Origin of the sequence: Marinobacter sp. (genome assembly GCF_041690455.1) — a bacterium.
GTDB lineage: Bacteria > Pseudomonadota > Gammaproteobacteria > Pseudomonadales > Oleiphilaceae > Marinobacter.
Genome location: NZ_JAWLHI010000032.1, coordinates 1 through 16030 on the forward strand (window position 1 = coordinate 1; position 16030 = coordinate 16030).

A 16030-nucleotide genomic window follows, 5' to 3' on the forward strand; every position below is an offset into this window, starting at 1 on the left:
CCCAGGGGGCTGATGAAAACCTTCATCTGCCCCCAAGTTCACCCCAGCCCCCAAGTGGGCTACATCTCAGGGGTCTGATGAAGCCCTTCATCTGACCCCAAGTTCAAGTTAGCCACCAAGTGGGCTATAGTCTGGCTCCGAGGTGAAAACGGGGTCAGATGAACGAGTTCATCAGACCCCTACCTCCGGGGTCTGAAGAAAGCCTTCTTCTGACCCCTCGTTCAAAAAACCAACTTCACAGGACGTGAACCCATGCCAAGGATCAAGGCCACAGCCCTGCTTTGCCTGTTAGCCACCACCCCGGCCCATGCCGAAGTCTACCGCTGGACGGACGCCGACGGCGCCATCCATTTCTCCGACAAACCACCCAAGCGTCTGCCGCACCGGGAGCTCGAGCTCCGGAATCCGGTCACCGTCCCCATGTCCGAGAACCTCCGGCAATCCCGGAAAATCTCTGCCACGCGGGACGAGGTGCAAACCATGCTGTCGGCCACGGACAGGCCTCAGAAGTCCCGCAGTACCCGCCAGAGCGAGGACAAACAGAAAAAGGTGTGCGACGGCTACCGGAACAAGCTCGACCGGATCCAGTCCCAGCTACGGGCAGGTTACAAGAATGACCGCGGCAACAGCCTGCGGGAAAAACGGCGGCGCCTGAGCAAGGCCTACAGCCGGGAGTGTATCCTGCGCTAGTGTCCCGACTGGCTCAAAGCTCTCAGAGACAAGCTGTAGATAAGGGAATTAGCCAGACGGGACACTAGGCCGCGCGCTTGAAGCTGGCCAATGCCATGGCGGCGGTCACGAACAGGCCGCCGAACACCCGGTTCATCTGCCGCTGCCGTTGCGGTGTGGTCATGAACCGGAACAGCTGGCTCGCCAGCAGGGCATAGCCCAGCATCACCAGGCAATCCACCAGGATCAGTGTGGTGCCCATGGTGATCAGCTGCGGACCGTGGGGCGCATCGGCGATCAAAAATTGCGGAAACAGAGCCACCAGGAATACCGTGGCCTTGGGGTTGGTCAGGTTCACCAGCGCGGCATTCCAGAACTGCCGGCGGTGACTGATGGCGCTCTGATCTTCCTCGACAGCCTCCATCACCGGCTCCCGCCACTTCTGGATACCCAGCCAGACCAGGTAGGCGACGCCCACCCACTTGATGACGGTCAGTGCGGTGGCGGAAGACGCGACAATGGCGCCAAGGCCCGCCCCCACCAGAACAATCTGCGCACCGTAGCCCAACTGAAGGCCAAGGATGGCCGGCAGCGACCGTTTCACGCCGTAGCGCAGGCCATTGCTCATGGTATTCACAGCGCCCGCACCGGGGGAGACGCTGATCAGGATTGCCGCGACCAGAAAGGTCAGCCAGAGGGTGAGTGTCATTCCTTACGCTCTTGAAATCTCAAGGGGTGTTATAATAACTGCGTTTGAATCCAGCTATTAATGAGGAGTAGCCGATATGGCCAAAAAACGCGCCAAAGCGACCCGGCACAGTGCCGTGCAGCGGGAGCTCAGAACGCCAAAATACCAGATGCGGGTTGTCGAGGACAAAACCAAGTACAAGCGCAGCCGGGACAAGACCGTACGAGTGGAGGGTTTTCGCAAGGCCGCGTGATCGTGGTTTTACGAAAACCTTCCATCTCTCATTCCTTGAAATAAACCACCTGATGGCTGGTGGCCAGAAGCCGGCCATCGGCACTCCAGACTTCGGCGCTCTGGTCGAAGAAACCTTTGCCGAAATGCAGGCCCCGGGCATGGCCCAGTACATGGGCGGTACCGAGCTGGCGTAGCTGCTCCGCATCTGCGTGGAAGTAGGTGGTCAGCGCTACGGTACCGATCGGTACCAGCTTGGGGCGGCGAATGTAGATCCTCGGGAAGAACACGTCGCACAGGGCCGCCAGTGACAGATAGTCTAACGGCCGCGGTGGTTCATCCCGCATCCATAGCAGGCTTTCCGAGGGGTGGTTTTCGCTCGGTTGGCCGCCGAGGGCGCCTTCGATAAACCGCATGTCGTAGCACCGGGTCCACACCGGCGCGCCCTGACGCATGGGTGTTTGCTCAATATCTTCGGCCGCCGGCACCTGCGGGAAACTGGCATCGGTGGTGCTCCAGGTGTCGCGCCCCTTGGCGGTCACCGCGGTGGCAAAGGCAACCACTTCGTCTCCCTGGACCAGTTCGGCGAACCAGTGCTGGCTGCTACGGTTGGTCCGGATCGGTCGGGCCCGGGCTTCGAATCCGCCTTCTGCAATGGGAGCTGCGAAGTGCACCGTCAGGGACACCGGCTCTCCCAGCAGCTCGTCGTGGCTGAGTACGGCATTGAGCAGGGTGGCGCCGGTCACGCCGCCAAAGGGACCCACCATGTTCTGGTAGGCAGGGTTCGTTTGCCCCGAGAAAACTCCGGTGCTGACGGGCCGGAGTGAGACCGCTTGATCAAACACGTGCGACGGCGAATTCATGGTTACCTCGTTGTTTTTGGTTTTACGTAGCTTGCGAAGCGTTCAGTGTAACAAAAGCTTCACAAAGGGCCATGGCGTGGCTGCTACCCTGTACGGTCTGGTTACACAAGGAAAGTCGGGAGTTATGCCTCAATGAGGATCATTGCTTTTTACAGCCCCAAGGGTGGTGTTGGCAAGACAGCGGCGGCCGTTAACATCGCCTATCTGGCGAGCCAGGACAATTGCCGCACGCTGTTATGGGACCTGGACCCCCAGGGCGCCTCGAGTTTCTACCTGGCAGGCGCCGAAACGGTGAAGGGGCGCAAGTTATCCAAATTGCTCGAGGGCAAGGCGCCCATCGCCAAGTTCATTCATGACGACGTTTATCCCGGACTGGACTTCATCCCCGCCCACACCAGTTTCCGCAACTTTGACATCAAGCTGGAGCAGGAACCAGGCACTAATGTCCTGCGGGATATGCTCGCGCCTCTTTCTGAAGAGACCAGCCTGGTGATCCTGGACTGCCCGCCCACGCTTTCGCGGCTGATCGAGCAGGTGCTGGAAGTGGCGGACCGGGTGTATGTGCCGGTGGTGCCGACCTGGCTGGCGGTGAACAGCTGGAACCAGTTGCAGCAGTTCGTGAAGGACAAGAAACTCGGCGTCCGGAAGCTGCGCCCCTTTTTCTCCATGGTTGATCGCCGGAAAAACCTGCACAAGGAAATTGTGGAGCAGGGCAGTGAGGTTCTGGCGAACAATATGGGCGTGGCCGTGCCTTACGCCAGCGTGGTGGAGCGCATGGGCGAGGACGGACTTCCCCTTGAACGGCTAGCGCCACAGAGTCCGGCGGCTGAAGTTTATCGGCAGATATGGACTGGCATCCGGCAGGATCTCTGGAAGCGCAGACCGGGTTAGTGGTTGATTTCGATGCGCTATGATCCTGGCTCTCTTGTGCTTCGGTAGGTTGGTGGCCAGCTGTCACAATTCTGAAACGCTGCGCTGGCAAAGTACCAGTCAGAAAAGCTCGATCTGCATCGTTGAGTTTTCTTTTGTCGAGTCATTTCGTGTAACCGGGGAGTTCTGCTTCCCGGTTTTTTTATGCCTGTTTCAATCCGGGGGAAGAAGTGCCCGAACCTTCAGAAAGAAACTGTCTTGAAACCATACGGTTTATCCCGGATTGGTCTTAGAAAACTGATCGGGAGCAGTTTTTCTGTCATGTAACTGGGTTATATTGGAGCACGCTTTCAATGTAACCGTTCGTAATCAGGGAGTGCCCCATATGAACGCGCGTCACCTTGAACTTTTCCCGCTCAATGATCCCCAACTCACTATCCAGCCCCACGAAACGGAAACTGAAGCTCCAGCCGACGACAGCAAATCCACGTTCGATCTGTGCAAGGACGATGGCGAGGTTGTCGGATACGTAAAGACCTGGGTCCACGATGACGGATTCGCCGGCTTTGTCCACTTCGATCCGGACGGCAATGTGGTGGACTGGCAGGTTTGCAGCAAGCCGGGGGCTGAAGCATCGTTCAACTAGGGTGCAGCCTTGTTCGCCCGGCCTGGTGAATGGAGCCCGCTCAGAAATTGGTTACCAGAAGATAGGCGGTGTAACCCACGAAGACTGCCAACAGGGCCCCACCCTCCAGGCGGTTGATTCTGCCCGGGCCTCGGAAACCGTACCCGAGCACGAACAGGGCAAGGGTCAGGCCGGCCATCACCGGCAGGTCACGTACCAGCACCTCGTCAGCCACCCCGATGGGCGTAATCAGGCCGGCAATGCCCACCACCGCCAGGGTGTTGAACAGGTTTGAACCGAGAATGTTGCCCAGCGCCAGATCGTGCTCACCCTTGCGGGCAGCGATGATCGAGGCGGCCAGTTCCGGCAGGGAAGTGCCCACGGCGACGATGGTCAGGCCGATGATCAGGTCGCTGACGCCAAAAGCAGTAGCGAGGTCCACCGCGCCCCAGACCAGAATGCGGGAACTGATGACCAGCAGCACCAGGCCCGCTACCAGCCAGAACAATGCCTTGCGAATCGGCATGGCATGAGTTGTCAATTCTGCGCTTACTTCGGTTGCCATCGGGTCATCGGGCGTGCGCATGCCGGACCAGATGCTCCAGCCCAGCACAGCGAAGAACACACCGACCAGGGCCACGGCATCCAGCCTGCTCAGCGTGCCGTCAAACAGCTGCCAGATGGCAAACAGGGTAACCACGGTCAGGATCGGCAGTTCCTTCCGCATTACCTGGGAATGAACGGCAATCGGGGCAATCAGCGCAGTGATGCCGAGGATCAGGGCAATGTTGGTGATGTTGGAACCGTAGGCATTACCCAGCGCCAGCCCGGGATTGCCCTGGGACGCGGCGAGCGCGGATACCACCATCTCCGGAGCGGACGTGCCAAAACCGACCACGACCATGCCGATCAACAGCGGCGGCATGCCGACATAGCCGGCCGTGGCCGCCGAGCCTGCTACAAAACGCTCCGCACTCCAGACCAGCAGGATGAGGCCGACAGCAATGGCGAGCAGGGCAATGAGCATGATGACAAACTCCGGGTTTCATTGGCGCGAATTTAAAGGCATTCGCGAGTAACCAACAATCAGATACTTCTACCTATTACCCGATGAGCATAGACCCCGACGACGCCAAGACCAGCCATCCCGGCAGTGATCATCAGCACCGAGTAACCCCCGAGATCGGCAATCACACCTCCGAGCACTCCAAATAAACCTGCAGCGACCACCTGGATGGACACCTGCACGGTGAAGTCGGTACCCGCCCATTGCCTTCGGCAGACATTCATCATCATGGCGAACAGCACTACGGTGGATGCTCCGTCGGCAAGTTGTTCGGCCAGGCCGACGGCGTAGACGGTTGAAATCTCCGCGGCTGGTCCTGCGGCCAGAACCCACGCCATGATTGTCAGTGCCTGGGCAATGCCCGCCAGAATCAGGGCGCGATGACCTCCCATCAGGGTATACAGCCATCCCCCGAGAGCAGCCCCGATAAGCCCTGCCAGGGTCGTGATGAGGGTGAAAGTGCCGATATCCTGCGAACTCCAGCCAGCGTCAGACAGCATCGGACGAATCATTCCCGAGCCCATGGCATCCGCCACCTTGTAGCCGATGACCATCAGCAGCCAGAACGACATGCCGGGCTGGCGCCAGAAGCCGATGAAGGCAGCCCTCAGGTTGCCATTACCCGAGTCTGGTACGGCATCCAGCGAAAGAGGTTTGCGCACGCCCCGGAATCGGCCCACCAAAAACAGCAGTGCCATCAGCAACAGGGCGGGAAAGAGCAGAGCGATTTCAGGTTCCAGATAGCCAGTGACAATCAACACCAGGCTGCCGCCCACGAGCATACCTACTTTGTAGCCCGCCACCTGGATGGTGTTGGCCAGCCCGCGCCAGTGTGGGGCAATCCAACGCACGGCCAGGCCGTCGGTGACAATATCCTGGGTCGCCATCAGGAGATTGATGGTTATGACCAGTAACGCGGCGACTGCCAGGCCGGAAGCGTTGCCGGGTACCAGCCCGAGCCATGCCAGCACAATCAGGAGCAATGCAGCGGTTAACTGCAGCCGTAACATCCAGGAAAAAGGCGTCTGGCCATGCATCAGGCTGCGGTCAACGAGCGGCGCCCAGAACGCCTTCAGCACCCAGGGCAATGCAAGCAGTTTCAGCGCGCCAATCCAGGTGAGGGAGACGCCGGCTTCCCGCCAGAATACGGGCAGGGCATGGGCGAACAGGCCGGATGGCAGGCCCTGGGCCAGGTAAAGGGCGAGGAGGAGTGTCAGGGTGGCTGTTGGGGGGCCGGCCTGGTGGGTATACGGTGGTGTTACCTTGGCAGGAATCATTCTTTCTTGTTCCGCCCCAGGGACAACGTGTAGCGGGTACTGCGTCCACCGCCGGGAAGCCGGTCCAGGCAGCCTTTTTCCAGCAAATCTGTCAGATCCCGGGTTGCAGTCGCTTTACTGGTCTTTGTCAGGGACTGGTATTTGCGGGTATTGATACCTTGCTCAAACTCCTCGCCAGCTGTGTCCAGCAGGCGATTCAGCACCTTGATCTGCCGCTCGTTCAGTACCGTGGTGGCGTGGTGTTGCCAGAATCTTGCTTTAACCAGAACCCGGTCGACTCTCAGCAGCGCTTGCTGGAGAGATTCTTCCAATGTGTCGAGAAACCAGGATAGCCACCCTGTGATGTCCAGATCACCACTCTGTGTTTGTTCCAGGACGTCATAGTACGAGTTTCGGCGAGCCATAATAGCGGCACTGAGAGCGTAAAATCGCGCAGACCGTCGCTCAGCCTGGGCCAGTGCGCGATCAGTCACTGCACGGGTAATGCGTCCATTGCCATCGTCAAACGGGTGTAAGGTGATCAACCACAAATGTGCAATACCGGCACGGAGCACTGCGTCCAGTCCCGGTGGTGGATTGTTGAACCACTCGATGAAGCTATCCAGGGCCGCTTCCAGGCCAACACGGGGCGGCGCTTCGAAATGCACCTTCGGGCGATCCAGACGCCCGGAGACCACCTGCATTGGTTGGTCTCCGCGTAACTCCCCGACGCGAATTTTCAAGAAGGGGCCGGGGCCTTCGGGGAAGAGCATGGACTGCCATTGGCACAACTGGTTGAGAGTAATCGGCTGATCAGGCTCATGCGTGGCTTCCAGCAAAAGTGCTACCAGTGATTCGGACTCCGGCGTGGTTCTGCCAGAGATCCCCGCTTGCTCCAGCCCAAGTTGTCGAGCAACCGAAGAACGCACGGAGCCCACATCCAGAAACTCTCCTTCTATCTCGCTGGTACGAATGGCATTCTGGATCAGTGCGTCCATCTCTACGTCCAGATCTGCATGATCGGAAGCGGCTTCTGTCCGGCCCACCAGCCGCCCCTGCAACAGGCGCACAGCATCAAGTTTTGGTCGGAGGGTTGTCTCCTCCCATTTAAAGTGAGGCCAGCCGGGTCTTTCCCAGATATACATGAGCCGATTAGTCCATCTATTCAAGTCATATTTTGAGCCGATTATGTTATCTTTTCGGCTCAATGGCCAGACTTTAGACAGTGATTCTGCTGGGCCTACAAATCTTTGCAATGATGCGGCGAACTCCGGCCACCGCGAACGGCAGTTGAAGATGCGCTGGAAGTGAAGTACTTGGTAAGGGGAGCGAAGGGGGAGAAGGTCCGTAATCCGGCGTAAACCAACGTATTTGAGCGTATCGGCATCGCCAGAAACTAAAAAGCCGAATCAACTCTTACGCTTGGTAAGTTATTGATTCGGCTTGAAATTAGTGGTGCCCGGAGGCGGAATCGAACCACCGACACGGGGATTTTCAATCCCCTGCTCTACCAACTGAGCTATCCGGGCGTGTTGCGGTACTGCGCTGCAACGGGGCGCTATTAAACCGGTTTAGGGTTGATGAGTCAAGGCCGGCAGGCAAAAATTTCTGAATCTTTTCAGGGTTGCTCAGGCCTTGACCAACTGCCGTTATTTCTCGGGTGGAACGTAGCCTTCGGCCTGGTCGAAAGGCTCGTTATTGAAGAAGTGTTCCATCTGCGCCTGCAGGTATTTCCGGGTGTTCGGGTCCATCAGGCTCAGGTGTTTTTCGTTGATGAGCATGGTCTGCTGGGCCTGCCACTCTTCCCACGCCTGTTTGGATATGTTGTCGAAGATGTCCTGGCCCTTGGCGCCGGGCATGGGCGGGAAGTCGAGGCCTTCCATTTCTTTCTGGTACTTGCGACAGAATACGGTGCGGCTCATGTCGGCTCCTGTGTCGATGTGAAAGCTGGCTGAATGATAACAGATCGTGCGGGGTGGCCGCCGCCTCAGAGCAGGGCTGCCTGTTCCGGTTCGGTCAGCAGTGCGCGGATGGGGGCGGGGAGGCCCAGGGCCAGGGCTTCGTCGCGGTGCAGCCAGCGCTGTTGCCCGGTATCGGCAATCTTCGAGCTGCCGGTGACCGGCAGGCGGGCGGGCTGGATGTGCAGGTGGTAGTGGCTGAAGGTGTGGCGGAAGCCACTGATCAGTTCGGGATCGCCACAGGTCATGCCCAGCTGCTGTTCGCAGGCTTCCGAAAGCTCTTCAGGGCCATAGGCGGGATCAAGTTCCGGCAGGCTCCAGAGGCCGCCCCAGATGCCGCTGGGTGGCCGCCGTTCCAGCAGGATACGGCCGTCGCTGTCTTCCAGGATGACCATCCAGGTGGTTTTTTCCGGTTTGGCTTTCTTTGGCTTCGAGCCGGGGTAAAGGGTTGTCTCGCCGAGCGCATAGGCCCGGCAGCCTGCGCTGACCGGGCAGGCTTCGCAGTCGGGTCGGGTGCGGGTGCATACTTTCGCGCCCAGATCCATGATGGCCTGGGTGTAGTCTCTGACGCGTTCGTCAGGCGTATGCTCCTCGGCGTGTTCCCAGAGCCGGTTCAGCACGGCAGTCTGGCCGGGCCAGCCGGGCTCCGCGTGGTAACGGGCCAGTACCCGTTTGACGTTGCCGTCGAGGATGGTGGCTCGCTTGCCGAAGGCCTGGGCGATGATGGCGGCGGCGGTGGAACGACCGATGCCGGTGAGTGATTCCGCCTGTTCCTGATCCTGCGGGAACTCCCCCTCATATTCCTCAACCACCTGTTGCGCGGCCTTGTGCAGGTTGCGAGCCCTTGCATAGTAGCCGAGTCCGGACCAGTGGCTCAGAACGTCGTCCACCGGTGCCCGGGCCAGGTCCTGCACGGTCGGGAACCGGGCCATGAAGACCTCGAAGTAGGGGATGACGGTGGTCACCTGGGTCTGCTGGAGCATGATCTCCGAGACCCAGACCCGGTAGGCGTTGCGGTCATGGTGCCACGGCAGGTCGTGCCTGCCATGCTGGTCGTACCAGGTAAGGAGTTTGTCAGCGAAACGGTCGGTCATTACTGGAACAGGCCCTTGAGCTTGTCGCCCAGTTTCTCCTCGATCTTTTCCTTCACCTTTTCTTCGGCTTCGTCCTTGGCCTTGTCGACTTCTTCTTTCACCTTGGCCTTGGCGGCGTTTTCCGCAATGGTCTTCAGGGTGTCCCGGAAGCGGGAGCCGTCAAAGGAGCACAGACCCGCCGGGTCCTCGGAGAAGTTGCCACGGCATTCCACCGGGATCACCACGTTCTCCACGTATTCGGTCACCCGGCAGGCCGGGTCCCGGTGCACTTCACCCACAATGCGCAGGCCCGCTTCATAGTCCAGGGTGGTCTGCTTCATGTCCACGGTGCCCTGGCCTTCCAGCTTCATGCCGGCGAGCGAGGCCACCAGGTTCTTGTTCGACAGAGTGTTGCCGTTAATGTCCAGGGTACCGCTCATGTCGTTGAACGGTGTGGTGGTGCCCCAGTCGGTGGTGGTCAGCTGCTCCTGGTTCACCAGGGCAATGCCCTGGCATGCCATGCGCGTCATGTTCATGCGCCGGAACTCACCCTCGGCCAGGTTGAAGCTGATCTGGCCATCGGCATTTTCGCGCAGCACGGAAATGCGGTTGCCGTTGGTGGTGGCATTCACCTTCAGGTTGGCACCACCGCCGAGCATGTCCACTTCCGCCAGGTCGGTCAGCAGGGGCAGCGTTTGCACATTGGTCACGTTGGAAGCGATAGTCCATTTGGGGTTGTCGCTACGGGCATCGATGGTGGCGTTGGCGCCAAAGCTGCCTTCATACATCTTGCCGCTGAACTCGTCGATCTTGAGCACGCCGTTTTTGGCGGTGGTGCTGGCCTTGATTTCATTGATGGTGAGGTTGCTGACGATCAGCTGGCCGAGACCGAAATCCACATCAAGTAGCAGTGTCCGCAGGGTTTCCAGCGGCAGCAGATCGGATTCGGGGGCGGAACCTGAGCCTCCCGCGGAGCCGGCCTCTGCAGTCTGCTGTTCCTCGCTGGCGGCGGCTTCCTCACCTTCGGCCTTGGGCGGCAGGTAACGATCGGCATTGAGCTCATCACCCTGCAGATTGAAGACAATGCCGCCGTCGGCCAGGGTGTAGCTGCCGGAGCCGTTGAAGGTGGTGTCGTCGAGCTTGAAGGTGAGGTTCTCCAGGGCCGCCGTGCCCGGTGAGCCGCCGATGTTGGTAGAGAAGGCAACGGCTTTGAGTACATCGGGATCGCTGGTTTCGATGGCCGGCTGGCCCAGGTTGCTGAGCAGCTCTTTCAGGGAGAATTCCTGGATGTCGAGGTTGCCCTTAAGTGCCGGTTTGTCGCCGAAGCCCTGAACCTCGAGATCAGTAGTGAGGTTAAGGTTGGCCAGGCTGGCAGTAAAGCCGGAGAGCGTGGCGGTCTCGTTTTCCAGGTTGGCCCTGGCTGAACCGGCCAGCTCGGCAGTAACGGATTTGCCCCCGAACGGCTCGCCGCTCATGTCGAACACGGCCTTGAGTCCGGAGACGGCGAAGTCGTTGAGGGCCTCGTTGGCCGCCAGCCGGGCATTGATGCTGCCATCAACCTTGAGCTGTGGCTTGGCGGTGTCCACCTGGAAACTGACTTCCAGCGGAAATTCGGAACCCAGGGTGATGTCACTGGCGTTGACGGCAAAGTTCTCCAGGGTCACCGCCTGACCGGTGCTTTTGTCGGTGTAATGCACCTGGGCGTTGCTGATCTGGACGTTCTCCACGTTGAAGTTCAGGGGCTCACCGCCGGAGGCGGCCTGCGCTTCTTCCTGCGGCTGTTCGGCCGGTTGTTCCTCCGGAGCCTGCGCGCCATCCTCAGCCTGCGCCGGTTCGCGCATGATCCGGGTCCAGTTGCCTTCGCCCTGCTCGTTGACTACCAGGTTCGCTTCCAGACCGTCCAGTACAAACGTGTTCACCCGGGGAGACATGGTAACCAGGGACCAGAAATTCACCTGTGCCACCAGCTGGTCCAGGGCCACGAAACGCTCTTCCTCGAGGTTGGCGCTCACATTGTTGAGCTCCAGACCGAGGGGGAGGAAGGACCAGCCGATATCGCCTTCCAGCTGCAGATCCAGGTTGGTCTGCTGCTCCACGGCCTTTTCGATCTGCGGCTTGTAATCGTTCGGATCGATGACCGCCATGGCGATCGCGATGGCCACGACTGCCAGGATGATGATGGCAACAATGGCAATCAGGAGGTAACGAACAGCTTTCATGATCACAGCTTCCTTGTTCCGGTGAGCGTCGGGAGCTTGAGGGTGAATCCCCTGACTAATAAAGTTAAGGATAACGCAGGGTTAACAAATTAACAGCGCAGGAGTATGACAATGGTGTAGTGATAGGCCAAAATACTCCCCCTGATTTTCCCCGTGAGGGGCCTTTCGGCCTCCGCAGACAGTTTATAAAGACAAGAAGGAGTGGGCTGTGGCAATTACTGTGTCGATCGAGTTGAACCGCGATCTGGAGATCCCCGCCGGTTACGACGAAGTCTTTGAGTTGCTGGCCGACGTACCGCGTTCCGCCAGCCATTTCCCGAAGGTCGACAAGCTGACCGACCTCGGCGACAACAGCTATCGCTGGGAAATGGAAAAAGTCGGTGTGGACAAGCACGCCATCCAGTCGGTCTATGCCTGTAAGTATTACTCGGACAAGGAAGCCGGCAAGATTACCTGGGAGCCGATCAAGGGCGAAGGTAACGGCGTGGTAAGCGGTTCCTGGACCCTGGCTGCCAACGGCGACGATGCCACCAAGGTGAAATTCCGCACCAGCGCGGAGTTGACCGTACCCCTGCCCAGCCTGCTGAAACTGGCCATCAGTCCGGTAATCAAGCACGAGTTCAACAGCCTCGTGGACACCTACATGAACAACCTCAAGAAGGCGTTCTGAGCTATCACGGTCATTGACGCGGTTGCGGGACTCCGGCGGGCATAAAAGGTATAATCCGCAAACAAATTGTTTTCGGCACCAAGCCGGTTTATGACGACGGAGTCTCCATGGCCGAACGTAAGGCTCGCGTAGAACGCAATACCCTCGAAACACAGATTACTGTCGAGATCGATCTCGACGGCACCGGCAAGTCCAGCTTTGACACCGGTGTTCCGTTCCTTGAGCACATGATGGATCAGATCGCCCGCCACGGGCTGGTGGACCTCAACATTGTCTCCAAGGGCGACCTGCACATTGACGATCACCACACCGTGGAAGACATCGGCATTACCCTGGGCCAGGCTTTCAAGCAGGCGGTGGGTGACAAGAAAGGCATCCGTCGCTACGGCCACGCCTATGTGCCGCTCGATGAGGCCCTGTCACGTGTCGTGATCGATTTGTCCGGCCGTCCGGGCCTGTCCATGGATGTGCCCTATACCCGTGCCTCCGTGGGCGGTTTTGACGTGGACCTGTTCGAGGAATTCTTCCATGGTTTCGTCAACCACTCCATGGTGACCCTGCACATCGACAATCTGAAGGGCAAGAACACCCACCACCAGATTGAGACGGTGTTCAAGGCCTTCGGCCGTGCCCTGCGCATGGCGATTGAGATGGACGAGCGCATGGCGGGGATTACCCCGTCCACCAAGGGCTCGCTGTAACCGGTCACCAACAGGACATCGCATTTGACCATGAAAACCGTTGCCATCATCGACTACGGTATGGGGAACCTTCATTCAGCCCGCAAGGCGGTGGAGCATGTTGCCCCGGATGTCACCGTGCTGGTGACCGAGAATGCCGACCAGATACGGGAGGCGGACCATGTCATCCTGCCCGGAGTCGGAGCTATCCGTGACTGCATGGCGGAGATTCGCCGGCTGGAGGTGGATACCCTGGTCCGGGAAGTGTCCCGGGATCGTCCCTTCCTTGGCATCTGTGTCGGCATGCAGGCGCTGATGTCCCGCAGTGAGGAAAACGGCGGCGTGGACTGTATCGGCCTGTTCCCTTCCGCGGTTCGCTACTTCGGCGAAAACCTGGTGGAGAACGGCCGGCGCCTGAAGGTACCGCACATGGGCTGGAACGAGGTTTTCCAGACCATCGATCATCCGCTCTGGCACAACATTCCGGACGGCGACCGCTTCTACTTCGTGCACAGTTACTACGCCGAGGCCGAGGGTAATGCTGACATGGCCGGCCGAGCCCATTATGGCGTCGACCTGGCGGCAGCGGTTGCCCGCGACAACATCTTTGCGGTGCAGTTCCACCCGGAGAAAAGTGCCCGGGCTGGCCTGCAGCTGCTCAAAAACTTTGTGGACTGGTCCGGTAAGTAACGCCGGCCATCAGAACGAACTACACGGACATTGCTCTATGCTGATTATCCCCGCCATTGATCTCAAAGACGGCAAATGTGTACGCCTGCGCCAGGGCCGGATGGACGATTCCACCGTCTTCGGTGACGACCCGGTCGAGATGGCCACCCGCTGGGTGGACGCCGGCGCCCGTCGTCTGCACCTGGTGGACCTGAATGGCGCCTTTGCCGGTGAACCGGTCAACGGCGAGATTGTGCAGGCCATTGCGAAGAAGTATCCGGATCTGCCGATCCAGATCGGCGGTGGTATCCGCTCTGCCGAAACCATCGAGGCCTACCTGAAGGCCGGTGTTCAGTGGGTGATTATCGGTACCAAGGCGGTGAAAGAGCCGGAGTTCGTGACCGAGATGTGCAAGCGTTTCCCCGGTCACATCATTGTCGGCCTGGATGCGAAGGATGGCCGGGTGGCCACCGATGGCTGGGCCGAAGTGTCCGAGGTGATGGCGGTGGATCTGGCCAAGCGCTTCGCCAACGACGGGGTTGATGCCATCGTTTACACCGACATCAGCCGCGACGGCATGATGCAGGGCGTGAACGTGGAGGCCACCGCGAAGCTGGCGGAAGAGGGTGGTATTCCGGTCATTGCCTCTGGTGGCGTGACCAATATGGACGATCTCAAGCGCCTGGCGGAAGTGGCGGACAAGGGCATTCTCGGGGCCATCACCGGTCGTGCCATCTACGAGGGTACCCTCGATGTGGCCGAAGCCCAGGCCTTCTGTGACAGCCTGAACGGCTGAGGGAGTTACCATGGGACTGGCAAAACGCATCATTCCCTGCCTGGACGTGGACAAGGGCCGCGTAGTCAAAGGCGTGAACTTCGTGGATATCCGGGATGCCGGGGATCCGGTCGAGGTGGCCCGCCGGTACAACGAGCAGGGCGCCGATGAAATCACCTTCCTCGATATCACGGCCAGCCATGAGAGCCGTGACACCACCTACGAGACGGTGGAGCGCATGGCCGCGGAAGTGTTTATCCCCCTGACCGTGGGTGGCGGGGTGCGTACCGTCGAGGATATCCGCAAGCTGCTCAATGCCGGTGCCGACAAGGTGTCCATCAACACGGCGGCGGTGTTCAATCCTGAATTCGTGCGTGAGGCCTCCGAGCGGTTTGGTAGCCAGTGCATCGTGGTCGCCATCGACGCCAAGCAGGTCAGTGCCGAAGGCGAGGAGCCGCGCTGGGAAATCTTCACCCACGGCGGTCGCAAGCCCACCGGGCTGGATGCCGTGGAATGGGCCCGAAAGATGGTCGAGATGGGTGCCGGTGAACTGCTGCTGACCAGCATGGACCGGGATGGCACCAAGATCGGCTTCGACCTGGGCCTGACCCGCGCCATCAGTGACGCAGTGGCCGTGCCGGTGATCGCCTCAGGTGGTGTCGGTGAGCTTCAGCACCTGGCGGATGGTGTGACCAAGGGTGGGGCCGATGCGGTGTTGGCCGCCTCCATTTTCCACTTCGGGCAGCATACGATTCCCGAGGCCAAGGCGTTCATGAAGGCGCAGGGGATTGAAGTCCGGGATTGAGCGGGCATGAAAACGGGGTCAGATGAAAGCTTTCATCTGACCCCAACTTAGCGCCGGCCCCTAGTTCACATCTTCCCCAGGGGTCTGATGAACACTTTCATCTGACCCCAACTTGATCCTTGCCGCATAAGCCGGCCGAATCGCCTGCTTCTCCCCCTCCGCAAACATCTCCCGGTTCCCGTTACGTATGGCCCACAGCCCGCTGACGGTAGCAACGGCAATGCCCTGCTCATCCAGCAGCGGCAGGTGTTTCTCCAGGTAATCCACAGTGACCTTGTGCGGGTGTCCGATACCAACGGCACTGCCATTCTCTTTGGCGCGTTTGATCAGCAGCTTGAACTGACGGTCAACGAACTCCTCGGTCTGCTCATGGTCCAGAAACACATCCCGGGTCACGTTCGGTATCTGGTAGGCGGTGGCAACATCGCCGGCCACGGACGAGGCGATGGTGCGGCTGTCGACGAAGTACACCGGGTACTTGTCGAGCTCCTTCATGACCCAGTCCATGGCTTGCAGTTGCTGGGTCAGCAGACTGCCCATGTGGTTGTTGACGCCACTGACGTAGGGAATGGACTGGAGTGACCGACGCAGAGTCTGGCTCAGGGCGTGTTCATCCATGTCCGGTGTGAGCCCGCCGGCACCGAGGCTGAAATTCTGGGTGTTGGCCATGGGGGCGTGCAGCATGATTTCCTTGTTCTGCCGGTGCGCGAGCGTAGCCAGTTGTTCGGTGAAGCGCCGGTAGGGCAGGAAGGCCAGGGTCAGGGGCTGGTCCATGTTGACCAGCCGCCGGCCTTCCTGAAGGTTGTGCCCCATATCGTCAATGATGATGGCGATAGTGGGCGGCAGTTCCCGCGGCGACTCGCCCGCATTCGCGCTGGCAGTGGCCAGACACGCAGCTGCCAGTAGCAGGCAA

The 16030-nt window shown here is 59.6% G+C and carries 18 protein-coding genes and 1 tRNA gene; 9 read left to right on the top strand and 10 right to left on the bottom strand.

Going from position 1 to position 16030, the window contains the following annotated elements; all coding sequences use genetic code 11:
* Nucleotides 1–252: 252 nt before the first annotated feature.
* Nucleotides 253–690, top strand: a complete 438-nt coding sequence (locus tag ACESMW_RS09475; protein ID WP_372986794.1) for a DUF4124 domain-containing protein — start codon at nucleotides 253–255, stop codon at nucleotides 688–690.
* A 64-nt stretch (nucleotides 691–754) separates the two neighbouring features.
* Here ACESMW_RS09475 and rhtB read toward each other — a convergent pair whose 3' ends face one another.
* Nucleotides 755–1378, bottom strand: coding sequence for a homoserine/homoserine lactone efflux protein (gene rhtB, locus ACESMW_RS09480; RefSeq protein ID WP_372986795.1), 624 nt, complete (start codon nucleotides 1376–1378; stop codon nucleotides 755–757).
* 76 nt (nucleotides 1379–1454) lie between these two features.
* Between rhtB and ACESMW_RS09485 the strand changes: the two genes are divergently transcribed.
* Nucleotides 1455–1610 carry a hypothetical protein gene (locus ACESMW_RS09485; protein WP_175497293.1) on the top strand — a complete coding sequence of 52 codons (156 nt, stop codon included), beginning with the start codon at nucleotides 1455–1457 and terminating at the stop codon, nucleotides 1608–1610.
* Between the two features lie 28 nt (nucleotides 1611–1638).
* Here the strand turns inward: ACESMW_RS09485 and ACESMW_RS09490 are convergent, their stop codons facing one another.
* Nucleotides 1639–2451 carry an acyl-CoA thioesterase gene (locus ACESMW_RS09490; protein WP_372986796.1) on the bottom strand — a complete coding sequence of 271 codons (813 nt, stop codon included), beginning with the start codon at nucleotides 2449–2451 and terminating at the stop codon, nucleotides 1639–1641.
* Nucleotides 2452–2583: 132 nt separating this feature from the next.
* Here ACESMW_RS09490 and ACESMW_RS09495 point away from each other — a divergent pair, with 132 nt between their 5' ends.
* Entirely contained in the window at nucleotides 2584–3342 is a 759-nt protein-coding gene (locus ACESMW_RS09495) for a ParA family protein (protein ID WP_372986797.1), read from the top strand.
* Between the two features lie 364 nt (nucleotides 3343–3706).
* A complete protein-coding gene (locus tag ACESMW_RS09500) occupies nucleotides 3707–3967 on the top strand; it encodes a hypothetical protein (protein ID WP_372986798.1) in 261 nt (86 codons plus the stop codon).
* 40 nt (nucleotides 3968–4007) lie between these two features.
* Here ACESMW_RS09500 and ACESMW_RS09505 read toward each other — a convergent pair whose 3' ends face one another.
* From ACESMW_RS09505 to ACESMW_RS09535, 7 genes are all read right to left on the bottom strand, one after another.
* Complete coding sequence (locus ACESMW_RS09505) at nucleotides 4008–4973, bottom strand: calcium/sodium antiporter (protein ID WP_372986799.1); 966 nt, start codon at nucleotides 4971–4973, stop codon at nucleotides 4008–4010.
* 59 nt (nucleotides 4974–5032) lie between these two features.
* Complete coding sequence (locus ACESMW_RS09510; RefSeq protein WP_372986800.1) at nucleotides 5033–6289, bottom strand: MFS transporter; 1257 nt, start codon at nucleotides 6287–6289, stop codon at nucleotides 5033–5035.
* Nucleotides 6286–7413 carry a Fic family protein gene (locus ACESMW_RS09515; protein WP_372986801.1) on the bottom strand — a complete coding sequence of 376 codons (1128 nt, stop codon included), beginning with the start codon at nucleotides 7411–7413 and terminating at the stop codon, nucleotides 6286–6288. The genes ACESMW_RS09510 and ACESMW_RS09515 overlap by 4 nt, the downstream gene beginning before the upstream one ends.
* Nucleotides 7414–7721: 308 nt before the next feature.
* Nucleotides 7722–7797: transfer RNA gene (locus tag ACESMW_RS09520), tRNA-Phe, on the bottom strand.
* A 120-nt stretch (nucleotides 7798–7917) separates the two neighbouring features.
* Nucleotides 7918–8190, bottom strand: a complete 273-nt coding sequence (locus ACESMW_RS09525) for an oxidative damage protection protein (protein WP_092006508.1) — start codon at nucleotides 8188–8190, stop codon at nucleotides 7918–7920.
* Nucleotides 8191–8255: 65 nt separating this feature from the next.
* Nucleotides 8256–9320: an A/G-specific adenine glycosylase gene (gene mutY / locus ACESMW_RS09530; RefSeq protein WP_372986802.1), complete on the bottom strand. Its 1065-nt coding sequence runs from the start codon at nucleotides 9318–9320 to the stop codon at nucleotides 8256–8258.
* Nucleotides 9320–11518 carry an AsmA family protein gene (locus ACESMW_RS09535; RefSeq protein ID WP_372986803.1) on the bottom strand — a complete coding sequence of 733 codons (2199 nt, stop codon included), beginning with the start codon at nucleotides 11516–11518 and terminating at the stop codon, nucleotides 9320–9322. Before ACESMW_RS09535 ends, mutY begins: the two co-directional genes overlap by 1 nt.
* 208 nt (nucleotides 11519–11726) lie before the next feature.
* Between ACESMW_RS09535 and ACESMW_RS09540 the strand changes: the two genes are divergently transcribed.
* The 5 genes from ACESMW_RS09540 to hisF all read left to right on the top strand — a co-directional run bounded on the left by ACESMW_RS09540 (nucleotide 11727) and on the right by hisF (nucleotide 15117).
* The gene (locus tag ACESMW_RS09540; RefSeq protein WP_092006518.1) at nucleotides 11727–12188 is read left to right on the top strand and encodes an SRPBCC family protein; all 462 of its coding nucleotides are present in this window, start codon (nucleotides 11727–11729) and stop codon (nucleotides 12186–12188) included.
* Between the two features lie 107 nt (nucleotides 12189–12295).
* Nucleotides 12296–12889 carry an imidazoleglycerol-phosphate dehydratase HisB gene (hisB, locus tag ACESMW_RS09545; protein ID WP_092006521.1) on the top strand — a complete coding sequence of 198 codons (594 nt, stop codon included), beginning with the start codon at nucleotides 12296–12298 and terminating at the stop codon, nucleotides 12887–12889.
* A 30-nt stretch (nucleotides 12890–12919) separates the two neighbouring features.
* On the top strand, nucleotides 12920–13558 hold the full coding sequence (hisH, locus tag ACESMW_RS09550; RefSeq protein WP_372986804.1) for an imidazole glycerol phosphate synthase subunit HisH: 639 nt from the start codon (nucleotides 12920–12922) through the stop codon (nucleotides 13556–13558).
* Between the two features lie 37 nt (nucleotides 13559–13595).
* Nucleotides 13596–14333, top strand: coding sequence for a 1-(5-phosphoribosyl)-5-[(5-phosphoribosylamino)methylideneamino]imidazole-4-carboxamide isomerase (hisA, locus tag ACESMW_RS09555; protein ID WP_372986805.1), 738 nt, complete (start codon nucleotides 13596–13598; stop codon nucleotides 14331–14333).
* Nucleotides 14334–14343: 10 nt separating this feature from the next.
* Complete coding sequence (hisF, locus tag ACESMW_RS09560) at nucleotides 14344–15117, top strand: imidazole glycerol phosphate synthase subunit HisF (RefSeq protein WP_372986806.1); 774 nt, start codon at nucleotides 14344–14346, stop codon at nucleotides 15115–15117.
* Between the two features lie 60 nt (nucleotides 15118–15177).
* Here hisF and ACESMW_RS09565 read toward each other — a convergent pair whose 3' ends face one another.
* Nucleotides 15178–16026, bottom strand: coding sequence for a divergent polysaccharide deacetylase family protein (locus ACESMW_RS09565; protein WP_372986831.1), 849 nt, complete (start codon nucleotides 16024–16026; stop codon nucleotides 15178–15180).
* Between the last annotated feature and the right edge of the window lie 4 nt (nucleotides 16027–16030).